17 protein-coding genes are annotated in these 20674 nt (G+C 54.8%); 7 read left to right on the forward strand and 10 right to left on the reverse strand.

The genetic code is table 11. The features are described from left to right. Nucleotides 1–347: 347 nt before the first annotated feature. Nucleotides 348–734: a cytochrome b562 gene (cybC, locus tag ABLV11_RS23895; protein WP_004108991.1), complete on the reverse strand. Its 387-nt coding sequence runs from the start codon at nt 732–734 to the stop codon at nt 348–350. Nucleotides 735–770: 36 nt separating this feature from the next. Further along, a complete protein-coding gene (gene pmbA / locus ABLV11_RS23900; protein ID WP_004108992.1) occupies nt 771–2123 on the reverse strand; it encodes a metalloprotease PmbA in 1353 nt (450 codons plus the stop codon). Nucleotides 2124–2217: 94 nt separating this feature from the next. On the opposite strand from pmbA, the gene yjgA reads away from it, so the two are divergent. The 5 genes from yjgA to ABLV11_RS23925 all read left to right on the forward strand — a co-directional run bounded on the left by yjgA (nt 2218) and on the right by ABLV11_RS23925 (nt 10522). Continuing rightward, nucleotides 2218–2769, forward strand: coding sequence for a ribosome biogenesis factor YjgA (gene yjgA / locus ABLV11_RS23905; protein ID WP_016809342.1), 552 nt, complete (start codon nt 2218–2220; stop codon nt 2767–2769). A 528-nt stretch (nt 2770–3297) separates the two neighbouring features. Continuing rightward, complete coding sequence (gene adhE / locus ABLV11_RS23910) at nt 3298–5964, forward strand: bifunctional acetaldehyde-CoA/alcohol dehydrogenase (protein WP_126488245.1); 2667 nt, start codon at nt 3298–3300, stop codon at nt 5962–5964. 108 nt (nt 5965–6072) lie between these two features. Beyond that, complete coding sequence (locus ABLV11_RS23915) at nt 6073–7584, forward strand: CoA-acylating methylmalonate-semialdehyde dehydrogenase (RefSeq protein ID WP_016809344.1); 1512 nt, start codon at nt 6073–6075, stop codon at nt 7582–7584. 261 nt (nt 7585–7845) lie between these two features. Further along, nucleotides 7846–8988 (forward strand): iron-containing alcohol dehydrogenase, encoded by a 1143-nt coding sequence (locus ABLV11_RS23920; RefSeq protein WP_004117483.1) that lies wholly within the window; start codon nt 7846–7848, stop codon nt 8986–8988. Nucleotides 8989–9313: 325 nt separating this feature from the next. Next, nucleotides 9314–10522: an aldose 1-epimerase family protein gene (locus ABLV11_RS23925; protein ID WP_049593787.1), complete on the forward strand. Its 1209-nt coding sequence runs from the start codon at nt 9314–9316 to the stop codon at nt 10520–10522. A gap of 192 nt (nt 10523–10714) precedes the next feature. Here ABLV11_RS23925 and ABLV11_RS23930 read toward each other — a convergent pair whose 3' ends face one another. Both ABLV11_RS23930 and mpl read right to left on the reverse strand, forming a co-directional pair. Next, nucleotides 10715–11314 carry a GNAT family N-acetyltransferase gene (locus ABLV11_RS23930; protein ID WP_047720435.1) on the reverse strand — a complete coding sequence of 200 codons (600 nt, stop codon included), beginning with the start codon at nt 11312–11314 and terminating at the stop codon, nt 10715–10717. A gap of 56 nt (nt 11315–11370) precedes the next feature. Beyond that, entirely contained in the window at nt 11371–12744 is a 1374-nt protein-coding gene (gene mpl, locus ABLV11_RS23935) for a UDP-N-acetylmuramate:L-alanyl-gamma-D-glutamyl-meso-diaminopimelate ligase (RefSeq protein WP_004109005.1), read from the reverse strand. A 175-nt stretch (nt 12745–12919) separates the two neighbouring features. Here mpl and fbp point away from each other — a divergent pair, with 175 nt between their 5' ends. Continuing rightward, nucleotides 12920–13918, forward strand: coding sequence for a class 1 fructose-bisphosphatase (gene fbp, locus ABLV11_RS23940; protein ID WP_004109008.1), 999 nt, complete (start codon nt 12920–12922; stop codon nt 13916–13918). A gap of 36 nt (nt 13919–13954) precedes the next feature. On the opposite strand, the gene ABLV11_RS23945 is transcribed toward fbp, so the two are convergent. From ABLV11_RS23945 to ytfQ, 5 genes are all read right to left on the reverse strand, one after another. Beyond that, nucleotides 13955–14467 carry a DUF2569 domain-containing protein gene (locus ABLV11_RS23945; protein ID WP_049593786.1) on the reverse strand — a complete coding sequence of 171 codons (513 nt, stop codon included), beginning with the start codon at nt 14465–14467 and terminating at the stop codon, nt 13955–13957. A gap of 112 nt (nt 14468–14579) precedes the next feature. After that, nucleotides 14580–15581 carry a galactofuranose ABC transporter, permease protein YjfF gene (gene yjfF / locus ABLV11_RS23950; RefSeq protein WP_004109013.1) on the reverse strand — a complete coding sequence of 334 codons (1002 nt, stop codon included), beginning with the start codon at nt 15579–15581 and terminating at the stop codon, nt 14580–14582. Then, nucleotides 15568–16593 carry a galactofuranose ABC transporter, ATP-binding protein YtfT gene (gene ytfT, locus ABLV11_RS23955; protein ID WP_017145075.1) on the reverse strand — a complete coding sequence of 342 codons (1026 nt, stop codon included), beginning with the start codon at nt 16591–16593 and terminating at the stop codon, nt 15568–15570. The genes yjfF and ytfT overlap by 14 nt, the downstream gene beginning before the upstream one ends. A 10-nt stretch (nt 16594–16603) precedes the next feature. Then, complete coding sequence (gene ytfR / locus ABLV11_RS23960; RefSeq protein WP_004109019.1) at nt 16604–18106, reverse strand: galactofuranose ABC transporter, ATP-binding protein YtfR; 1503 nt, start codon at nt 18104–18106, stop codon at nt 16604–16606. A gap of 186 nt (nt 18107–18292) precedes the next feature. Beyond that, nucleotides 18293–19249: a galactofuranose ABC transporter, galactofuranose-binding protein YtfQ gene (ytfQ, locus tag ABLV11_RS23965; protein WP_004117462.1), complete on the reverse strand. Its 957-nt coding sequence runs from the start codon at nt 19247–19249 to the stop codon at nt 18293–18295. A gap of 403 nt (nt 19250–19652) precedes the next feature. On the opposite strand from ytfQ, the gene ppa reads away from it, so the two are divergent. Further along, nucleotides 19653–20180, forward strand: a complete 528-nt coding sequence (ppa, locus tag ABLV11_RS23970; RefSeq protein WP_004109025.1) for an inorganic diphosphatase — start codon at nt 19653–19655, stop codon at nt 20178–20180. Between the two features lie 148 nt (nt 20181–20328). On the opposite strand, the gene ABLV11_RS23975 is transcribed toward ppa, so the two are convergent. Continuing rightward, the gene (locus tag ABLV11_RS23975; RefSeq protein ID WP_004098039.1) at nt 20329–20673 is read right to left on the reverse strand and encodes a gamma-glutamylcyclotransferase; all 345 of its coding nucleotides are present in this window, start codon (nt 20671–20673) and stop codon (nt 20329–20331) included. Between the last annotated feature and the right edge of the window lies 1 nt (nt 20674).

Below are 20674 nucleotides of genomic sequence, written 5' to 3' on the forward strand. Positions count from 1 at the left end.
AGCGAGTTGTTTTCCACTTCGAAGTGGAAAGAACGACGGCATGTGTGATTCATTTCACATAACCACAGAGAATGTGTTCATTTAGCCAAATTCGCGTGATGAATATCACATAATCGCAGCGCTGGCGGCGCGGAACGACCTGAAGAGAAAAACGCAGAAATGTGATGGAACAGGTTTTTTATCCGCCCGCCAGGCTGCCGGGAAAGCGGAAAAGGTTAGGATCAAGGTTGAGGATGGGAACAGGGCTTGAGGTTACCGACCGAGGATTCAGGTTTAGATTTGGGGTCTGGTAGGCCGGGCAAGGCGTCAGCCTCCGCCCGGCAGAAATACCCGAAATCTGCAGACGATTAACGATACTTCTTATGATACGTATTGCGGGTGGTTTTAAACTCTTCCGCTGCGGCCTGAGCCTCTTTGACTTTACCTTCGTCAGCCAGCTTCAGCGCGCCGTCAATCTGGCCGATCAGCACATCAAAACCGTGACGATAGTCCTTCATTTCCGCGCTGTCATCCGCTTTACCTTCCAGCTTCGGCGGCGTCTCTTTCTGGGCGTCAACCGCCGCTGTACGCATCTTATTCAGCGCCGCTTTCAGCTCACCGGCATCTGAAGTTTTCTGCACCACTTGCAGGTTCTCGGCAAGGGTATCCATATCTTCGCCCAGATCGGCGAAAGCCGATGCCGAACCAAGCGCAAAAGCCGATACGGCCAGCATCGCTAACAGTTTTTTACGCATTGCTCACTTCCTTTTTTATTATTAAGCACACAGGTGTTATTGACCGGCGATCTTCATCTCCGGCAGCAGTACAGAACCGCACTGAATGTTGCTGCGCGTTTCGATATCGTCGCCGATGGTCACGATATTACGCCACATATCTTTCAGATTTCCTGCAATGGTTATCTCACTGACCGGATACTGAATTTCGCCGTTTTCTACCCAGAAGCCGGATGCGCCGCGTGAGTAGTCGCCGGTGACGCCGCTTACACCCTGCCCCATCAGTTCCGTGACGACAAGACCGGTCCCCATCTCTTTAAGCAACTTTGCAAAACTCAGGCCGCGACCGTTAATACGCCAGTTATGAATGCCGCCCGCGTGGCCGGTGCTCTTCAATCCCAGCTTGCGCGCCGAGTAGTTGGTCAACAGCCACTGGGTTAGTATGCCGTCTTTAATGATATCGCGGCGTTCCGTACGAACGCCTTCGCTATCAAACGGCGTAGAGGCCAGCCCCTTCAGCAGATGCGGATGCTCTTCAATGGTCAGCCAGTCCGGCAGGATCTGGGTTCCCAGCGCATCAAGCAGGAAGGTGGATTTACGGTAAACCGAACCGCCGGCAATCGCCCCGACCAGATGACCAAACAAACCGGTAGCCACTTCATTGGCGAAAATCACCGGCGCTTTCATCGTCGATAGCTTACGCGGGGCCAGGCGCGACAGGGTGCGGCGGGCGCACTCCTCGCCAACCCACTCCGGCGATTGCAGATCGCCAATCGCCCGGCCAATGGTGTAAGCGTAATCGCGCTCCATATCGCCATTCTCTTCAGCAATCACGCAGCTGGAGAGCGAATGGCGAGTCGAGCAGTAGCTCTGCAGCATGCCGTGGCTGTTACCAAACACTTTGATGCCGTAATGGCTGTTAAAGCTACCGCCTTCGGTATTGCTGATGCGTTTATCAGCTTTCAGCGCCGCCTGTTCCGCGCGGGAGGCCAGCTCAATGGCTTCATCCGGGGAAACATCAGCCGGATGGAACAGGTCCAGATCCGGGGCATCAAAAGCCAGCAGTTCTTTATCCGCCACGCCCGCGCACGGGTCCGGCGAGGTGTAGCGGGCAATATCCAGCGCCGCCTGCACCGTGCGGGCAATGGCCTGCGGGCTAAGGTCGGTCGAAGAGGCGCTGCCTTTACGATTCTGATGATAAACGGTGATGCCTAGCGCACCATCGCTATTGAATTCTACGTTCTCCACTTCGCCGTAGCGGGTGCTAACGCCGATACCGGTGGTTTTGCTGACGGAGACTTCCGCGCCGTCGGATTTGCCTGCCGCCAGTTCCAGCGCCGTGGTCACGGCCTCTTCCAGCGTCTTACGCTGTTGTGCAACTTGAGAGATGACTTTCATCGCTAATGCCATAATGTAAGAAGGAGTTAACTGAAGTCTAACAGAGAACCGTTTTTCAGTGCGCGCCTTAACTGGTAACATTAGTCTCTTTTTTAAGGAGCCTGAGATGACAAAGCAGCCCGAAGACTGGCTCGACGACGTCCCTGGTGATGACGTCGAAGATGAAGACGATGAAATTATCTGGGTCAGTAAAAGTGAAATTAAGCGCGACGCCGAAGAACTGAAGCGTCTTGGCGCGGAAATGGTCGAGCTGGGTAAAAACGCGCTCGATAAAATCCCGCTGGATACCGACCTGCGCGACGCGATTGAGCTCGCACAGCGTATCAAGAAAGAAGGCCGCCGCCGCCAGCTGCAGCTGATTGGTAAAATGCTGCGCAGCCGTGACGTCGAGCCGATCCGTCAGGCGCTGGACAAGCTGAAGAACCGCCACAACCAGCAGGTTGCGCTGTTCCATAAGCTTGAACAGATCCGCGATCGTCTGATTGATAATGGTGATGACGCCGTTGCGGAAGTGCTGAACCTGTGGCCTGACGCCGACCGTCAGCAGCTGCGTTCGCTTATCCGCAACGCGCAAAAAGAGAAAGAAGGTAATAAACCGCCGAAATCCGCGCGGCTTATCTTCCAGTATCTGCGTGAACTGGCCGAAAACGAAGGCTAATTCTGCATAACTCCCCCGGATTACGGCGCTTGCCCGATCCGGGCGACCCGCCCTCCCGTACAAGCGACATCATCGATCTCTCCCTTCTTCTTTCCTCTGCATCCTGATTGGTTTTAATTTTTCATTTTAATTTCAAATAAGCGTTTAATTTTAACCTTTATTTCACAATAAAACCTGACACGGCAAGACAGCCAACCGCTCTCTTTTCACCACCCTTGAAAAATTAAAATTATAACAACATGATTTTAATGAATTAAATCATATTACCTCGCCTTTAACAGGCTGCCTTTAACAGCAGTTTGCTTATCTTTGATCCATCTCTCAAAACGGTTTTTGTATTTCATACATCATTATAATGAAAAATTAATTTCATTAGCGAGCGAATAAACGCAACGGTACCCGAGAAGTTTCTGGTCAGTCAGTTCTGTTAATTAAAACCAGGCATCTGCAGTGGCGGAAGGTTTGGCGTCATTACAGGAAAGGCACATGTTTTACTTAAGAGAATTCAATCCCTTACGGAGAAAACTTATGTCACTCATCACCAGTAATGACGACCTCGATGCCCTGGTCGCACGGGTACGAAAGGCGCAACAGGCCTATGCCAGCTTTTCTCAGGAGAAGGTCGATAAAATCTTCCGCGCCGCCGCGCTGGCCGCCGCCGATGCCCGCATTCCGCTGGCCAAAATGGCGGTTGCCGAGTCCGGCATGGGCATCGTGGAAGATAAAGTCATCAAAAACCACTTTGCCTCCGAATATATCTACAACGCCTATAAAGATGAGAAAACCTGCGGGGTGCTGTCTGAAGATGACGCCTTTGGCACTATGACCATTGCCGAACCCATCGGCCTGATCTGCGGGATTGTCCCCACCACCAATCCGACCTCCACCGCCATTTTTAAGTCGCTGATTAGCCTCAAAACCCGCAACGGCATCGTTTTCTCCCCGCACCCGCGGGCGAAAAACGCCACCAACCGTGCGGCGGAGATCGTGCTGCGCGCGGCGGTAGAGGCCGGCGCGCCGCCGGATATCATTGGCTGGATTGACGAGCCGACCGTGGATTTGTCCAGCCGCCTGATGCACCACCCGGACATCAACCTGATCCTCGCCACCGGCGGGCCGGGCATGGTCAAAGCGGCCTACAGCTCCGGTAAACCGGCGATTGGCGTCGGCGCGGGCAACACCCCGGTGGTGATCGATGAAACCGCCGACGTGAAGCGCGCTGTGGCTTCGATTCTGATGTCAAAAACCTTCGATAACGGCGTCATCTGCGCCTCCGAGCAGTCGGTGGTGGTGGTGGACGCGGCCTACGACGCGGTACGCGAACGTTTCGCCAGCCACGGCGGCTACCTGCTGCAGGGCCAGGAGCTGAAGGCCGTGCAGGGGATTCTGCTGAAAAACGGTGCGCTCAACGCGGCTATTGTCGGGCAGTCAGCGGTCAATATTGCCGGAATGGCCGGGATCGCGGTGCCTGCGGACACCAAAATCCTGATTGGCGAAGTCCGGGACATCGACGACAGCGAGCCTTTTGCCCACGAAAAGCTGTCGCCCACGCTCGCCATGTACCGGGCGAAGGATTTCGCCGATGCCGTGGAGAAAGCGGTGAAGCTGGTGGATATGGGCGGCATCGGCCACACCTCCTGCCTGTATACCGACCAGGATAACCAGGCGGATCGCGTCAGGCTGTTTGGCGAAAAGATGAAAACCGCGCGCATCCTGATCAACACCCCGACCTCCCACGGCGGGATCGGCGACCTCTACAACTTTAGCCTCGCCCCTTCCCTGACCCTCGGCTGCGGCTCCTGGGGCGGCAACTCGATCTCGGAAAACGTCGGGCCGAAGCACCTGATTAACAAGAAAACCGTGGCTAAGCGAGCTGAAAACATGTTGTGGCACAAACTTCCGAAATCTGTCTACTTCCGTCGGGGCTCACTGCCAGTCGCTTTGGACGAAGTGATCACCGATGGTCACAAACGCGCGCTGATCGTCACCGACCGCTTCCTGTTTAACAACGGCTACGCGGATCAGATCACTTCCGTACTGAAAGCGGCTGGCGTTGAAACAGAAGTTTTCTTTGAAGTGGAAGCTGACCCGACTCTGACCATCGTCCGTAAAGGCGCTGAGCTGGCGAACGCTTTCAAACCGGACGTGATTATCGCCCTGGGCGGCGGCTCCCCGATGGACGCGGCGAAAATCATGTGGGTCATGTATGAACATCCGGAAACCCACTTCGAAGAGCTGGCGCTGCGCTTTATGGATATCCGTAAACGTATCTACAAGTTCCCGAAAATGGGGGTTAAAGCCAAAATGGTGGCGATCACCACCACGTCTGGTACCGGCTCGGAAGTGACGCCGTTCGCCGTTGTTACCGATGACGCCACCGGGCAGAAGTACCCGCTGGCTGACTATGCCCTGACCCCGGATATGGCGATTGTTGATGCCAACCTGGTGATGGAGATGCCGAAGTCCCTGTGCGCCTTCGGTGGTCTGGATGCGGTGACCCATGCGCTGGAAGCTTACGTTTCCGTACTGGCCTCCGAGTTCTCTGACGGCCAGGCGCTGCAGGCGCTGAAGCTGCTGAAAGATAACCTGCCGGCGTCTTACCATGAAGGTTCCAGGAACCCGGCAGCGCGTGAGCGCGTGCACAGCGCGGCGACTATCGCCGGTATTGCCTTTGCCAACGCCTTCCTCGGAGTGTGCCACTCGATGGCGCACAAGCTGGGTTCACAGTTCCACATTCCTCACGGCCTGGCGAACGCGCTGATGATTTGCAACGTCATTCGCTATAACGCCAACGACAACCCGACCAAACAGACGGCATTCAGCCAGTATGACCGCCCGCAGGCCCGTCGTCGCTATGCGGAAATCGCCGACCACCTGGGTCTGACTGCACCGGGTGACCGCACCGCAGCGAAAATCGAAAAACTCCTTGGCTGGCTGGAAGCACTCAAAACTGAACTGGGCATACCAAAATCCATCCGCGAGGCTGGGGTGCAGGAGGCCGATTTCCTCGCCCACGTCGATAAGCTGGCGGAAGATGCGTTCGATGACCAGTGCACCGGCGCCAACCCGCGCTATCCGCTGATTTCTGAATTGAAACAGCTGCTGACAGACAGCTTCTACGGCAATCAATACGCTGAAAAATCACCGACCGCAGCCGGAAAATCGCAAAAAGCGGAGGCCGTTGTCCGGAAATAAGCGCTTATTCAATATTCAAGAAAGTGGCTGACCCGGCGGTAAGTGATTTACCGCCGCTCAGAGGCTGATTATGAGAGAAAGTCGACAGATATTATCATGGAGAAAAATATGACTACTGTACCAAGACTGAAATATTTCGTTGATGGTCAATGGCGCGTTTCGCAGACCGAACGCTATATGGACGTCTATAACCCAAGTACCGGGGAAGTCATGGCTCAGGCCCCCTGCTGCACCGAGCAAGAAGTGCTGGATGCCGTTGCCGCGGCGCGCAAAGCCTTTCCGGCGTGGTCAGATACTCCGGCGATTAAACGCTCGCAAATTATGTTTCGCGTTCGTGAATTATTAATCCAGCATCAGGATCGCTTAACCGAGCTGGTGGCGAAAGAAAACGGTAAAGCCTGGGGAGATGCTCAGGGCGATGTATTAAAAGCGAAAGAGGGCACCGAGCTTGCCTGCTCTATCCCGACTCTGCTGGCGGGTGAAAATCTGATGGACGCGTCAGCCGGGATCGACACCAACCTTTACCGTGAGCCGATTGGCGTGTTCGCCGGCATTGTGCCGTTTAACTTCCCGGCGATGATTCCGATGGGATGGATGGCGCCGCTATGCGTCGCATCCGGTAACACTATGGTGATTAAAGCGGCCAGTATGACGCCGATGACCTGTATGGAAATCACCAAACTCTATCAGGAAGCGGGCGTACCGGATGGCGTGATTAACATCGTGACCTGTTCACGTAACGAAGCCGATATTCTGCTGACTCATCCGGACGTTAACGGCGTCTCATTCGTCGGCTCGACGTCCGTCGGCCTGCACGTATACTCCAAAGCCGCCGCCCACGGCAAACGCGTCCAGGCGCTGTGCGAAGCAAAAAACCATGCCCTGGTGCTGGCCGATGCGCCAATTAACCGTACCGCCGCCGGCATTATCAACGCCGCGTTCGGCTGCGCGGGCGAACGCTGTATGGCGCTGCCGGTCGTCGTGGTGCAGGAAGAGATTGCCGACAAGCTGATTGCCGCCGTCGTCGAAAAAGCCAAACAGCTGAAAATCGGCCCCGGCTATCTGCGCGATACCGACATGGGTCCGGTGATTTCTAAAGACCATAAACAATCCGTCATCAACTGGATTAATAAAGGCATCGAAGAGGGTGCGAAGCTGGTGCTCGATGGTCGCGATATTAAGGTGCCGGGCCAGGAAAAAGGCTTCTATGTCGGGCCGACTATACTCGATGGCGTGACCGAGGAGATGAGCGTCGGGACGCAGGAAATTTTCGGGCCGGTCCTGTGCTTTAAGCGGGTAAAAACCTTCGAAGAAGGTCTGAAATTAATGAACAATAACCCGTTTGCCAACGGCTCGGTTATTTTCACCCAAAGCGGCTACTACGCCCGCGAGTTCCAGAAACGCACCCACGGCGGTATGGTCGGTATTAACGTCGGCATCCCGGTGCCGGTCGGCGTATTCCCCTTCTCAGGTCATAAACAGTCGTTCTTCGGCGACCTGCACTGCCTGGGCAAAGATGGCGTTCGTTTCTATACAGAGTCCAAATGCGTGACTTCGCGCTGGTTTGATGAAGAAGAAGCAAAACGCGAAAAAGTCGACTCCTGGGACGGTACGATTTAATAGCCATTTAAACCCAACATATAACGAGTTGCGGGACAAGTAGCAACCCAGCGAATCCTCAGACATTTACTGGCGTAAATGGCTGAGGTCAACAAATGCGGGCAACGTACAAGCAGCTTGAAATATGACGGCCAGCTCCCTCCAGATATTGCTCCGGCAGTATCTGGAGCATTAATTCGATTTTTTTATTCTGCACGTGTCGCTGAATCGTTAATAACGACTGCACACTAAAAAAATCCTTAATATTAAATGGAGTTTCCTATGACCCAGGCCTTCTCAATTCCTCGCAGTATTATTTATGGCGAAAATGCTTTAGAGCATCTTTCCACTCTGAGCGGAAAAAAAGCCGCATTAGTCACCGGCGGCAGTTCAATGAAGCGTTTTGGCTTTCTGGATAAAGCCGTCAGCGAACTCAATAAAGCGGGTATGGAGTGCATTATTATCGATAATGTTGAACCCAATCCGTCCATTAAAACCGTCTGGCGCGGAGCCAAAGCGATGCTGGCCTTTGAACCTGACTGGATAGTGGCCATTGGCGGCGGTTCCGCGCTGGATGCCGCTAAAGTTATGTGGTGTTTCTATGAACATCCGCAGTTGAAGTTTGAGGATATTATTCCCGTCGGTGCCATGCCGCCGCTGCGCAGCAAAGCACGGTTTGTGGCGATCCCCTCCACCAGCGGCAGCGCGTCCGAAATCACCGCCTTCTCGGTGATCACCGATACGGCAAATCATATCAAATACCCGATTGTTGCCGCCGATCTGGTGCCGGATATCGCCATTCTCGACCCCACTATTCCGGCAAAAATGCCGCCCCACGTGACGGTTCACACCGGCATGGACGTTTTGACCCATGCGATTGAAGCCTACGTCTCCACTGCAGCCAACTCGTTTACCGACCCTTATGCGGTAGAGGCCATTCGGCTGGTATTTAAGCATCTGGAAACCGCCTGGCGCTCACCCGATGATTTAAATGCCCGCATGCATATGCATAATGCTTCCGCGCTGGCGGGAATCGCCTTCACCAATGCGTCACTGGGATTAGTGCATTCGATGGCGCATAAAATTGGCGGCGAATTTGGCATTACTCACGGTCTGGCGAATGCGATTATGTTGCCGTATATCATTCAATATAATGCGAAGTTCACCAAAAAATATCGTCAGCTGGAAGCCGCATTAGGTATGGATAATTTAATTGCCGCGATCAATGCGCTGAATCAACGGCTGGGCGTCCCGAAAACGCTGAGCCAGTGTGACGAAGTGGAAATCAATGAAGTGACCTTTGTTAATGTGCTCGACCGAATGAGTCGCCATGCCGTCGACGATCCCTGTACGTTAACCAATCCTAACTATCCGTCAGTTCAGGACGTTAAAGGGTTGTACACCCTGGCATTCTACGGCGCTTGATAGCCTCAGCGCTGCGATGTTGTGAACGGTAAAGCCACGTTGCCTAAGGCTGCAGGGAATAGCGACTCCCTGCAGCCATCCCTTTTATCCCGCCTCGGTATTTCTGCAATGAACCCAAGCTGAATCGTTAAAGCAAAAGACGATAGTAATCACATAATTTCAGCAACGAAATTCAATATTACTGACGAAAAGAGATTTATATCTCATTTAAAAATATAAAAACGCCTGTTTTCTCACCAGGTGAGACACTTCACATTTTCATAATCCACTTGCAACTAAATTCCCTGCATCAGTGACACAATCGATTCAGCAAAAGGGATGAAAAATGAAAAAGACATTAGCTTTGACGGCCATTGCCGCGCTTATTTCTACGCCGGTAATGGCAAAAACGTGGGTGCTGACAAGCGCTGAAAGCGGCATAGATAAAGGAAACTGGCAAATAACCAGCGATCAGCTGAAGATAAAAGAGCATAACTTCAGCATTGAGCAAAAAGTCCTTCACGGCGGTAAACAAGAAGGCAGTAAAATCCTTGTGATCCATAGTAAAGACGGCCTGACCATCGCGCTTAGCCCGACCCGCGGCATGAACCTGCTAAAAATCGAAGGCTTTGGATCGCGAATGGGCTGGGATTCGCCGGTCAAAGAAGTGGTTAATCCCGCCTTTATTAACCTCGAAAGCCGTAACGGACTGGGATGGCTGGAGGGTTTCAATGAAATGATGGTACGCTGCGGCTACGAATGGACAGGCCACCCGGTGACCGCCGATGGGCAGATTTACACCCTGCACGGCAAAGTCGGCAACACGCCGGCTTCCCAGGTAGAAGTTGAAGTGGCGGATACCGCGCCATATGAAATTCGCGTTCGTGGACTGGTGAAGGAGAGCACCTTCAAGAAAGCAGATTTGCAGACCATGACCGAACTGCGCTACGTGCCAGGCAGCAATAGCTTTAGCCTGCACGATGTCCTGACCAACCATGCCGACTATCCGCATGACTATCAAATTATCTATCACAGCAACTTTGGCAAGCCGATCCTCGAAGAAGGCGCCCGCTTCCTGGCCCCGATCGCCAGCATCAGTCCATTCAACGACTACGCCAAAGCGGGCTTAAAAAGCTGGCAAACCTACGCCGGACCAACGAAAGATTTCGATGAAATGGTGTTTAATATGCAGCCTCTGGCGGATCAAAATCATCAAACGCTGGCCGCAGTGGTCAACAAAGCCGGCGATAAAGGGGCATCTATTCAGTTTGATACCCGCCAGCTACCGGTGCTGACCCTGTGGAAAAATACCGATACCGAGAAACAGGGTTACGTCACCGGTATTGAGCCAGGCACCAGCTACGCCTATCCGGTCACTATCGAGCGGGAGCAAAAACGCGTTAAGCAGCTTCAGCCCGGGGAAAGCGCCCAGTTTGATCTGACCTATACGCTGCTGCACAGCAGCGAGCAGGTTGCCGAGGTGGAGAAGAAAATCGCGGCTATTCAGGGCGATAGCAAAGTGGCAGAAAACGAAACGCCTATCGCGAAAGAGTAATTTAACGCGTTAAGCATGTTCCGGGCGACAAAACACGCAGACGACGGTGAACTTGTCGTCCGGCTAAGCGCAGCGCGAACCGGAAGAAAAGCGGAGGCCGTATTGCGCACGGCTTCCCGGAGGCGGCGCTTGACGCGCCTTGTCCGGACGACAAAAACTCAAAACACACGGACCTTTAGCCCAGCTCAGGCATCAGCCGCAACCGGGGATTTTCCCGGAGGCGGCGCCTGGCGCACCTTGTCCGGGCGACAATACCTCGATCGCACCAGCCTGAGCCATGACCACCAAACGCAAATCCCGCGCAAAGCGCTGATACCGCGCCTCATCAATCGGCTGCGGGTAGCTCAACACGATCAATTCATGATCGGCAATACCCTGATGATAGGTCGGATGGCGATGCGCCCAGGGATTCGCGCAAAACCCCATGGTTTCATAAAAGCGCAGACGCTTATGGGCAATCTCGCTGGTCAGCGGATCGATTTCGAGAATGGTCAGCGGCGCACGCTGAAGTATTTCAGCTAACAGCCGCTTGCCGTAGCCACGCGATCGTAACGTATCGTCGATGGCCAGATGTTCAATGTAACTATAGTCAGCAAACCGCCAGCAGCCGCTCAGGCCGATAAACAGACCATCATCGAACCAGGCTTCCAGTACATAATGGGGATTATCAAGCGCCTGCTGTTTAGCCTCGGCTTCACGCTGTTCGTGCCACGGGAAGGCCCTGCCGTACAGGGCGTCCAGCGCGGGAAAATAAGCGGAATCGGTAGAGGTCACTCTTTGTGAAATCAACATGAACCATCCGTAACTATCCGCCCTCACGCGGAGGGCGGACCAACGCGGAGAATGGCCTATTCGGCCGCCTCGGCTTTTTTCGCCAGCTTATCGAGCAGCTTCTGATGAATGCCGCCAAAACCACCGTTGCTCATGACCAGAATGTGGTCGCCAGGATGCGCGGTCTTCACAATCATATCCACCAGCGTATCGACATCGGCGCTCCAGTGCGCGGGCTGTACGCAGGCGTCAGCTACTTCAGCTACCTGCCACGGAATATGCTGCGGCTGCAGCAGAAAGACCTCGTCGGCACGACCGAGAGACGGCGCCAGGTCGTCTTTGCAAATGCCCATTTTCATGGTGTTGGAACGGGGTTCAAGCACGGCAAGAATTCGCGCGGTACCGCCAACTTTGCCGCGTAGCGCCTGCAGAGTCGCCAGAATCGCCGTCGGGTGGTGGGCAAAATCGTCGTATACGGTGACGCCGTTGGCTTCGCCGCGTAGTTCCAGACGGCGGCGGGCGTTGATAAAGCTACCCAGCGCATTGGCCGCATCGGCAGGCAGCACGCCGACATGACGGGCGGCGGCAATGGCCATCAGGCCGTTATGCATATTATGTTCGCCGACCAGCGCCCATTTCACCTCGCCCACTTTCTCGCCGTCCAGCCACACTTCCCATGAGGAAGCATCGGTGGTCAGCTTTTTCGCCTGCCAGTGGCCCTGTTCGCCGACCAGTTCCTGCTCGCTCCAGCAGCCCATCGCCATCGTCTGTTTCAGGTTGATGTCGTTCTCAGGCAGAATGATTTTGCCCTTGCCCGGCACAATGCGCACCAGATGATGGAACTGTTTCTGGATGGCCTTCAGGTCGTCAAAAATGTCCGCATGGTCGAACTCAAGGTTATTGAGAATCAACGTACGCGGGCAGTAGTGAACGAACTTAGAGCGCTTATCGAAGAAAGCGCAGTCGTATTCATCGGCTTCAATCACGAAGAACGGGCTGTCGCCAAGGCGCGCGGACACCTCAAAGTTGCCCGGTACGCCGCCGATGACAAAGCCCGGCTTGTAGCCGCAGGCTTCAAGGATCCAGGTCGCCATTCCGGCAGTAGTGGTTTTACCATGCGTCCCGGCAACCGCCAGCACCCAGCGATCGCGCAGGACAAAGTCGTGCAGCCACTGCGGCCCGGACATATACGGGATGTTATTTTCCAGCACCGCTTCCACGCACGGGTTGCCGCGCGTCATCGCGTTACCGATGATCACCAGATCCGGCTGAGGATCCAGCTGGCTGGCATCATATCCTTGAATTAACTCAATTCCCTGGGTTTCCAGCAGGGTACTCATTGGCGGATAGACGTTTGCATCCGACCCCGTTACCTCATGACCGAGGGAACGCGCCAGCATCGCCAGCCCCCCCATAAACGTGCCACAGATTCCTAAAATATGAATGCGCATTCGTCATTTCCTTCTCTTATCTGAAGCACAGTTTACCGGGATGTTGGGGCTGAAAGAAATGCATTTCAGGGGAATCCGTATTTTGCTGGCGCGATTCACCTGTGCGAACTTTTTTTATTCTTTGTTAAGATTGTTTTGTTCGTTTTACTTCACATAAACATGCAGGGAACGGGTTATGAAAACGTTAGGTGAATTTATTGTCGAAAAGCAGCACGAGTTCTCTCACGCAACGGGCGAGCTGACTGCTTTGTTGTCGGCGATAAAGTTAGGCGCCAAGATCATCCACCGCGATATCAACAAGGCCGGTCTGGTCGATATCCTGGGTGCCAGCGGTGCTGAAAACGTTCAGGGCGAGGTGCAGCAAAAACTCGACCTGTTTGCCAATGAAAAGCTGAAAGCCGCACTGCGAGCACGCGATATTGTTGCCGGGATCGCCTCTGAAGAAGAAGATGAAATCGTCGTCTTTGAAGGCTGTGAACACGCCAAATACGTGGTGCTGATGGACCCTCTGGATGGCTCCTCTAACATCGACGTTAACGTCTCCGTCGGGACGATTTTCTCTATCTATCGCCGCGTCACGCCGGTGGGTACTCCCGTCACCGAAGAAGACTTCCTGCAGCCGGGTAACCGCCAGGTCGCCGCCGGCTATGTGGTTTACGGTTCCTCGACGATGCTGGTTTATACCACCGGCTGCGGCGTCCACGCCTTTACCTACGACCCGTCCCTTGGCGTGTTCTGCCTGTGCCAGGAACGCATGCGCTTCCCGGAAAAGGGGAATACCTACTCGATTAACGAAGGTAACTACATCAAGTTCCCGATGGGCGTGAAGAAGTACATCAAGTACTGCCAGGAAGAAGATAAAGAGACCCAGCGCCCGTATACCTCGCGCTATATCGGCTCGCTGGTAGCGGATTTCCACCGCAACCTGCTCAAAGGCGGCATCTACCTCTACCCGAGCACCGCCAGCCACCCGGACGGTAAACTGCGTCTGCTGTACGAGTGCAACCCGATGGCGTTCCTCGCTGAACAGGCGGGCGGCAAGGCCAGCGACGGTAAAGAGCGCATTCTGGATATTATCCCGGAAAGCCTGCACCAGCGCCGCTCTTTCTTCGTCGGCAATAACCATATGGTCGAAGACGTCGAGAACTTTATTAAAGAGTTCCCGGACGCGTAATATTCAGACGCCGGATAATTCCGGCGTCTATTTGCTTTAGTTCACGAAGGTGAGTTTGACGCGTTTCGACAGGTGGAAATAAGGTATCCAGATGATTATCTGCAGCGCGCATGAGGCCAAAATTTTTATATCTTCAACCTCCAGCCCTACACCATAAAAATGCGCAGCAATCCAGCAGTCGATGGCGTAGAGAATCGTGGTGAACAGAACCCAGACAGTATAATAATTTGGCAACTGACGTTTCTTCCTGAAAAACAACATCGTCGTATAAACTACCAATAACCAAAGAAATAGTGCCCCAGCCGCTTCAAACAGCGCAAACGCTCTAAACTCCTCTTCAACATCCAGAAAAACCGTTACCGTATTACATATCCCGACGATCTGTAAAAGCGAGCTGAGCGTCAGGGTTAAAGCCGGCAGATAAAGCCAGCCGCCGATACCGGTATATTTTTTATCCTTACAGGTTTTACAATAACGCGCCGGAGGCAATACCTTTTGCCCACAGCTGGCGCACTTGCCTGATAATCCTTCACCTTCAACCATATCCATTAATAGCGTTCCTTTGCTCAAAATATCCCTTTTCAGGGTGCCTGTTGTATCAGGCACCTATCATGGATGAACGTGGCGAGTAGGTACATAAGTTGAGCGAAAAACCAGAATACTACTCAGCAGTCGCACGCACATTTACCCTTGTCACCGGCGAACTCTGCCGATTCTCCCACAGCACCGTCAGGCCGCGCTGCAGCGCGATAAAGATAAACAGCAGAATACCGATGGCGATCTTGGTCCACCATGAACTAAGCGTACCGTCGAAGTTGATATAGGTTTGAATCAGCCCCTGAATGGCGACGCCAAACAGGGTGCCGAGAACCGTGCCCACGCCACCGCTTAACAGCGTGCCGCCGATCACCACCGAAGCAATGGCGTCCAGCTCGACGCCAACCCCTGCCAGCGCATAACCCGCCTGGGTATAAATAGAGAAGACGATCCCCGCCAGCGTCGCCAGACCGGTAGAGAGCATATAGATGCGAATCGTCGTGCTCCGCGTGGAGATCCCCATCAGGTTGGCCGACGTCGCGTTACCGCCAATGGCGTAAACCTGATTGCCAAAGCGGGTGCGGTGGGCCATAAAAATACCACCGATCACCACCAGCAGCATCAACAGCCCCATGGCGCTCAGACGACCGCCGCCGGGGATGGTCCATGCCAGTCCGGAAAGCGCGTCATACACCGGATGATTGATGGGAATCGACTCCTCCGAAACCAGATAGCTGACGCCGCGCAGAAAAAACATCCCGGCAAGCGTGATGATAAACGCCGGGATCTTCAACGCATCGATGAGCAGCCCCATAAAGGCGCCAAAAGCGCAGCCCATCACCAGCACTAGCGGAAATGCCACCAGCGGCGAGATCCCCCAGAAACCGATCGCTTTGGCGAGGAATACCCCGGTGAAGGCGATCACCGACCCCACCGACAGATCGATCCCGCCGGAGAGGATCACGAACGTCATGCCGACGGCGATGATCCCGAGAAAAGCATTGTCGGTCAGGATATTGCAGATCACCCGCGTCGAGGCAAAGCCGGGAAACTGCGTCAGGCAGTAAAGGTATCCCAGTACGAAGACCGCGAGGGTAATCATTAACGGTAAATTACGTTTTATCATGGCCGCGCATCCCCTTCAGTATGCTGATAAAGCGCGGCGACTGGACGATCAGTACGCACAGCACCACCACCGCTTTGACTACCTGATTAAGCTCCGGCGGGAAACCGGACAGCAGGATCCCGGTATTCATGCCCTGGATAATCAGCGCCCCGACAACCGAGAGCAGCAGATTAAAGCGCCCGCCCATCAGCGAGCCGCCGCCGATAACGACCGCCAGAATAGCATCCAGCTCCAGCCATAGCCCGGCGTTATTGGCATCCGCGCCGCGAATATCCGCCGCGACGATAATGCCGGCGATGGCCGCGCATACTCCGCTCAGCACGTAGGCCAGCATCACGACGATGCGGGTATTTACCCCAGCGTTTTTCGCCGCACGAATGTTAATCCCCACCGCTTCGATAAACATCCCCAGCGCGGTTTTGCGGGTAAACAGCCAGAACAGCACCAGCGTCACGATGGCGATTATCACCGGCGTCGGGAACAGCAGCAGCGATCCGCTGCCCAACCAGGCCAGCGGCGGGGAGTCAAAGGTGACGATCTGCCCGGAGGTGATCAGCTGCGCCACGCCGCGTCCGGCGACCATCAGGATCAGCGTGGCGACAAACGGCTGGATCTTCAGCACCGCCACAAGGATACCGTTCCACAGGCCCGCCAGCGCGCCGGCTCCCAGCGAAGCCAGCAGCACAACCGGCAGGCTGTGTCCCGCCACGGTCATTGACGCCGCCGTTGCGCCGGCAATCGCCATCACCGCCCCGACGGAGAGGTCAATCCCGCCGGTGGCGATAACCAGCGTCATGCCGATCGCCAACAGCGCCACCGGCGCGGCGCGGTTCAAAATATCAATCGGGCTGCCGAACAGTCGCCCCTCCTGGAGCACGATCTGGTAGAAATGCGGGGCGACCAGGCTGTCAACCACCAGCACCAGCAGCAGCGCAACGATCTGCGGCATCCCTTTGGGCCAGTTAACGCGCCGTTTCGGCTGGCCGGTTTTCGGAACAGATTGAGGCATCATCGGTTACTCCTTATGCCGCAATAGCGTTCATGATCGCCGGCACGGAGAGCTCGCTCAGAGCCAGCTCCGCCACCTGCTGGCGATCGCGCATGATAATCACCCGATCGGCGTAACCCACCAGCTCTTCCAGCTCTGAAGAAATAACCAGCAGCGCCAGACCATCGGCGCACAGGGTTTCGATCAGGCGGATGATCTCGGCGTGGGCACCCACGTCAATACCGCGGGTGGGTTCATCGAGGATCAGGAACTGCGGTTTCGTCAGCAGCCAGCGGGAGAGAAGTACCTTTTGCTGATTACCGCCTGAGAGAAATTCGATCGGCTGTTCGGCGCTGGGGGTACGAATACCCAGCTGACGAATAAAACGTTCGGCAATCTCATTTTGTTCGCGCCGCCCAATCGGCCGCAGCCAGCCGCGCTGCGCCTGTAGCGCGAGAACAATATTTTCCCGCACCGAGGCGGCGGCGATAATGCCGTCGGTTTTGCGGTCCTCCGGGCAGAAGCCGATCCCGAGGCAGGATGCCTGATGCGGCGAGCGCAGGGTTTGCGGCTTGCCTTTGATCCACGCTTTGCCGCTGTCGGCGGGTTTAATGCCGAAGATTACCTCCGCCGTTTCCGTGCGCCCCGAGCCTAACAGACCCGCCAGGCCGACGATTTCACCGGGACGGACCTGCAGACTAAACGGTGCAATGGTGCCTTTTTTGCCAAAATCTTCGAAGGCGGCCACCGGCTTATCGCTGAGCAGGGTGCGGCCCGCGCGCTGCAGGGCGTTATGCTCCAGCTCGCGGCCCAGCATCATCTTCACCAGCTCAATTTGCGGCAGCTCGCGGGTTTCCCGGCAGCCGACAAAACCGCCGTTGCGCAACACGGTGATACGATCGCTGACGGCGTAAACCTGGTCGAGGAAATGGGTGACGAAAATCAGGCTGACCCCGCTATCGCGCAGCTGGCGCATCAAGGTGAAGAGCATCTCCACCTCCTGGGTATCCAGGCTGGCGGTCGGTTCATCAAGAATTAACACTTTTGCTGACAGGTCGATCGCCCGGCAGATGGCGACAATCTGCTGCATCGCCACCGAAAAGCGGTTCAGCGGCTCGCGTACATCAAGGGAAAAACCGTAGGATGCCATCAGCGCGGTGGCGCGCTTTTCCATCTCTTTACGCCGCAGCAGGCCAAAACGCCGGGGCTCACGGCCGATAAACAGATTATCCGCCACCGACATGTTAGGCAGCAGGTTCACTTCCTGATAGACGGTACCAATCCCCAGTTGTTGGGCATGGGCGGTGTTTTTCGGCGAAATCGCCTGGCCTTCCAGCCAGATTGTCCCGCGGTCGGCGTGATAGACGCCGGTCAGCGCTTTAATCAGGGTAGATTTACCCGCGCCGTTTTCGCCTAGCAGAGCCATGATTTCGCCCCGGCGCAGGCTGAAATTAACGTTATCCAGCGCTTTCACGCCGGGGAAAAACTTGCTGAGCCCTTCCGTACGAAGGATTTCCTGATGCGATTCGCCGTTCATGCTCTCCCCTCACCTTTGCCCTCTCCCCGAGGGGAGGAGAGGGAAATCAGCCGTGCTATAGCGACCGGGGAAATCCCGGAGGCGGCGCTGCGCGCCTGTCCGGGCTACCCGCTCCGCAGACGGCGGTGAAACTGTAGCCCGGTCAGCGTAGCGCCACCGGGAACGTGGCCTGTTCTTAGCTACGACTCAGTAGCCCATATTTTTCTTCTTCTCTAACTCTTCTTTCGCCGTATCCGGCAGGTAGAGCGTCGATTGAGTGATGGTGACTTTTTCAGGCAGGGTGCCGTCTTTTTTGTATTTCTCCAGCGCATCGAAAGCCGGGCCGGCCATATTCGGCGTCAGCTCGACGCTGGCGTTAGCTTCACCGGCCATCATCGCTTTATAGATATCCGGCACGCCGTCGATAGAGCCGGTGAGGATATCTTTGCCCGGCTTCAGCCCGGCTTCTTTAATCGCCTGAATAGCGCCAATCACCATGTCGTCGTTATGGGCGTAAACCATGCAGATGTTCTTGCCGTTGTTCTCCGCTTTGATAAAGCTTTCCATCACTTCTTTGCCCTTACTGCGGGTAAAGTCGCCGGACTGGGAACGGATAATTTTGATATTAGAGGCTTTAGAAATGGCTTCGGCGAAGCCTTTCTTACGGTCAATCGCCACGCTGGCGCCTACGGTCCCCTGCAGCTCAACAACGTTACACGGTTTGCCATCGACGGTTTTCACCAGCCACTCGCCGATCAGCTGGCCTTCCAGCACGTTGTTGGCGGTCACGGTGGTCATGTAGAGGTCTTTATCTTTAACATCAATGGAGCGGTCGAGCAGGAATACCGGGATTTTGGCCTCTTTCGCTTCTTTCAGTACCGGTTCCCAGCCGGTCGCCACCACCGGAGCGATGAAGATGGCATCGACGCCCTGAGCGATAAAAGAGCGGACGGCTTTAATCTGGTTTTCCTGTTTTTGCTGCGCGTCGGCAATCTTCAGAGTGATACCGCGCTTCGCGGCTTCCTCCTTCGCGACGTTGGTTTCTGCCGCACGCCAGCCGGATTCAGAGCCGACCTGTGAAAAACCCACGGTCAGAGGGGCAGCCATGGCCATAGACGACATAGCTGCGGAAACTGCGGTGACAAGAAGTAAGCGCTTCCACATAAGAGGATCCTCGTAGGGTTATTGTTGGATAAAGCCTCACCAGCGGACAAACTATAGACAATCGGAGATGTAACTGAATGCGTTACATCACACTTCAAAAAAGTTAATTAGATGTTAATCGATGCGTTACTCTTCAGCGGAGAGCCGGTGAGGCTTCGCGACCCGCGCGAGCTTCGCCGTTTATGACGAAATTTTGCGCGCTTTGAGATATCAAGCATATGCAATGAAAACGGTTACATAATTTTATTCAGTATGCGGCTATGTTTATGGATTTTCAGGCTGTATTACGCCGAAAAATTCGGACTCCACCCACCCGTTCTGGGGAAAAAGAAGCGAAGACATTCGATGTGAGTTGGCTATAATACCGGGCACTTGTTTGCCATACATTTTAAAGGAAACAGACATGAGCTTACTCAACGTACCTGCGGGCAAAGATCTGCCGGAAGACATCTACGTCGTGATCGAGATCCCGGCGAACGCAGATCCTATCAAATACGAAGTCGACAAAGAGAGCGGTGCACTGTTCGTTGACCGTTTCATGTCCACGGCGATGTTCTATCCGTGCAACTACGGCTACATCAACCACACCCTGTCCCTGGACGGCGACCCGGTTGACGTTCTGGTCCCGACGCCGTACCCGCTGCAGCCGGGTTCCGTTATCCGCTGCCGTCCGGTTGGCGTACTGAAAATGACCGACGAATCCGGTGAAGATGCGAAACTGGTTGCGGTACCGCACACCAAGCTGAGCAAAGAATACGATCACATCAAAGATGTGAACGACCTGCCGGAACTGCTGAAAGCGCAGATCACCCACTTCTTCGAGCACTATAAAGACCTCGAAGCAGGCAAATGGGTTAAAGTTGACGGCTGGGACAACGCTGAAGCGGCGAAAGCCGAAATCGTGGCTTCCTTCGAGCGCGCTAAGAAGTAATTCTGCCGCACTCAGGTTCGCAAAAACACCGCCTCCGGCGGTGTTTTTTTTGGGCGTTGCTCTATTGCTGAGCGGCGGCTGATGCCTTAGCGGGCCGACAACATCCCCCCATAAAAAACAACGCCACCCGAAGGTGGCGTTATCGTTATTAATACTGGTCTTTGTCCAACCAGTTGCCGCTTTCTATCAGCGTGAAGCCCTCAACGGGGCGCTGATAGACATACATCCAGGCGCTACCGTAGGGCGTCTGGATCAGGTGACGAGCATACTCGCCGCCTTTAGTACGCAGCGCATCCAATTCAGCCAGCGTCGATGCGTCAATACGATAGACCTCACCATGTACCGTGCCATCGCCGGGCACCGCGCCTGGATAGTGGCCCAGGCTGTACAGTTGATAATCATTGACACTATGATCGCCCAGCCACTGAGCGTTGGTCATCCAGTGGCTGTTGCCTTGTTTGCGTCGTAAACTGCCGTAAACAAATATTCGCATT

Source organism: Klebsiella sp. GW_Kp181 (assembly GCF_040062315.1).
Classification (GTDB): Bacteria; Pseudomonadota; Gammaproteobacteria; order Enterobacterales; family Enterobacteriaceae; genus Klebsiella; species Klebsiella oxytoca.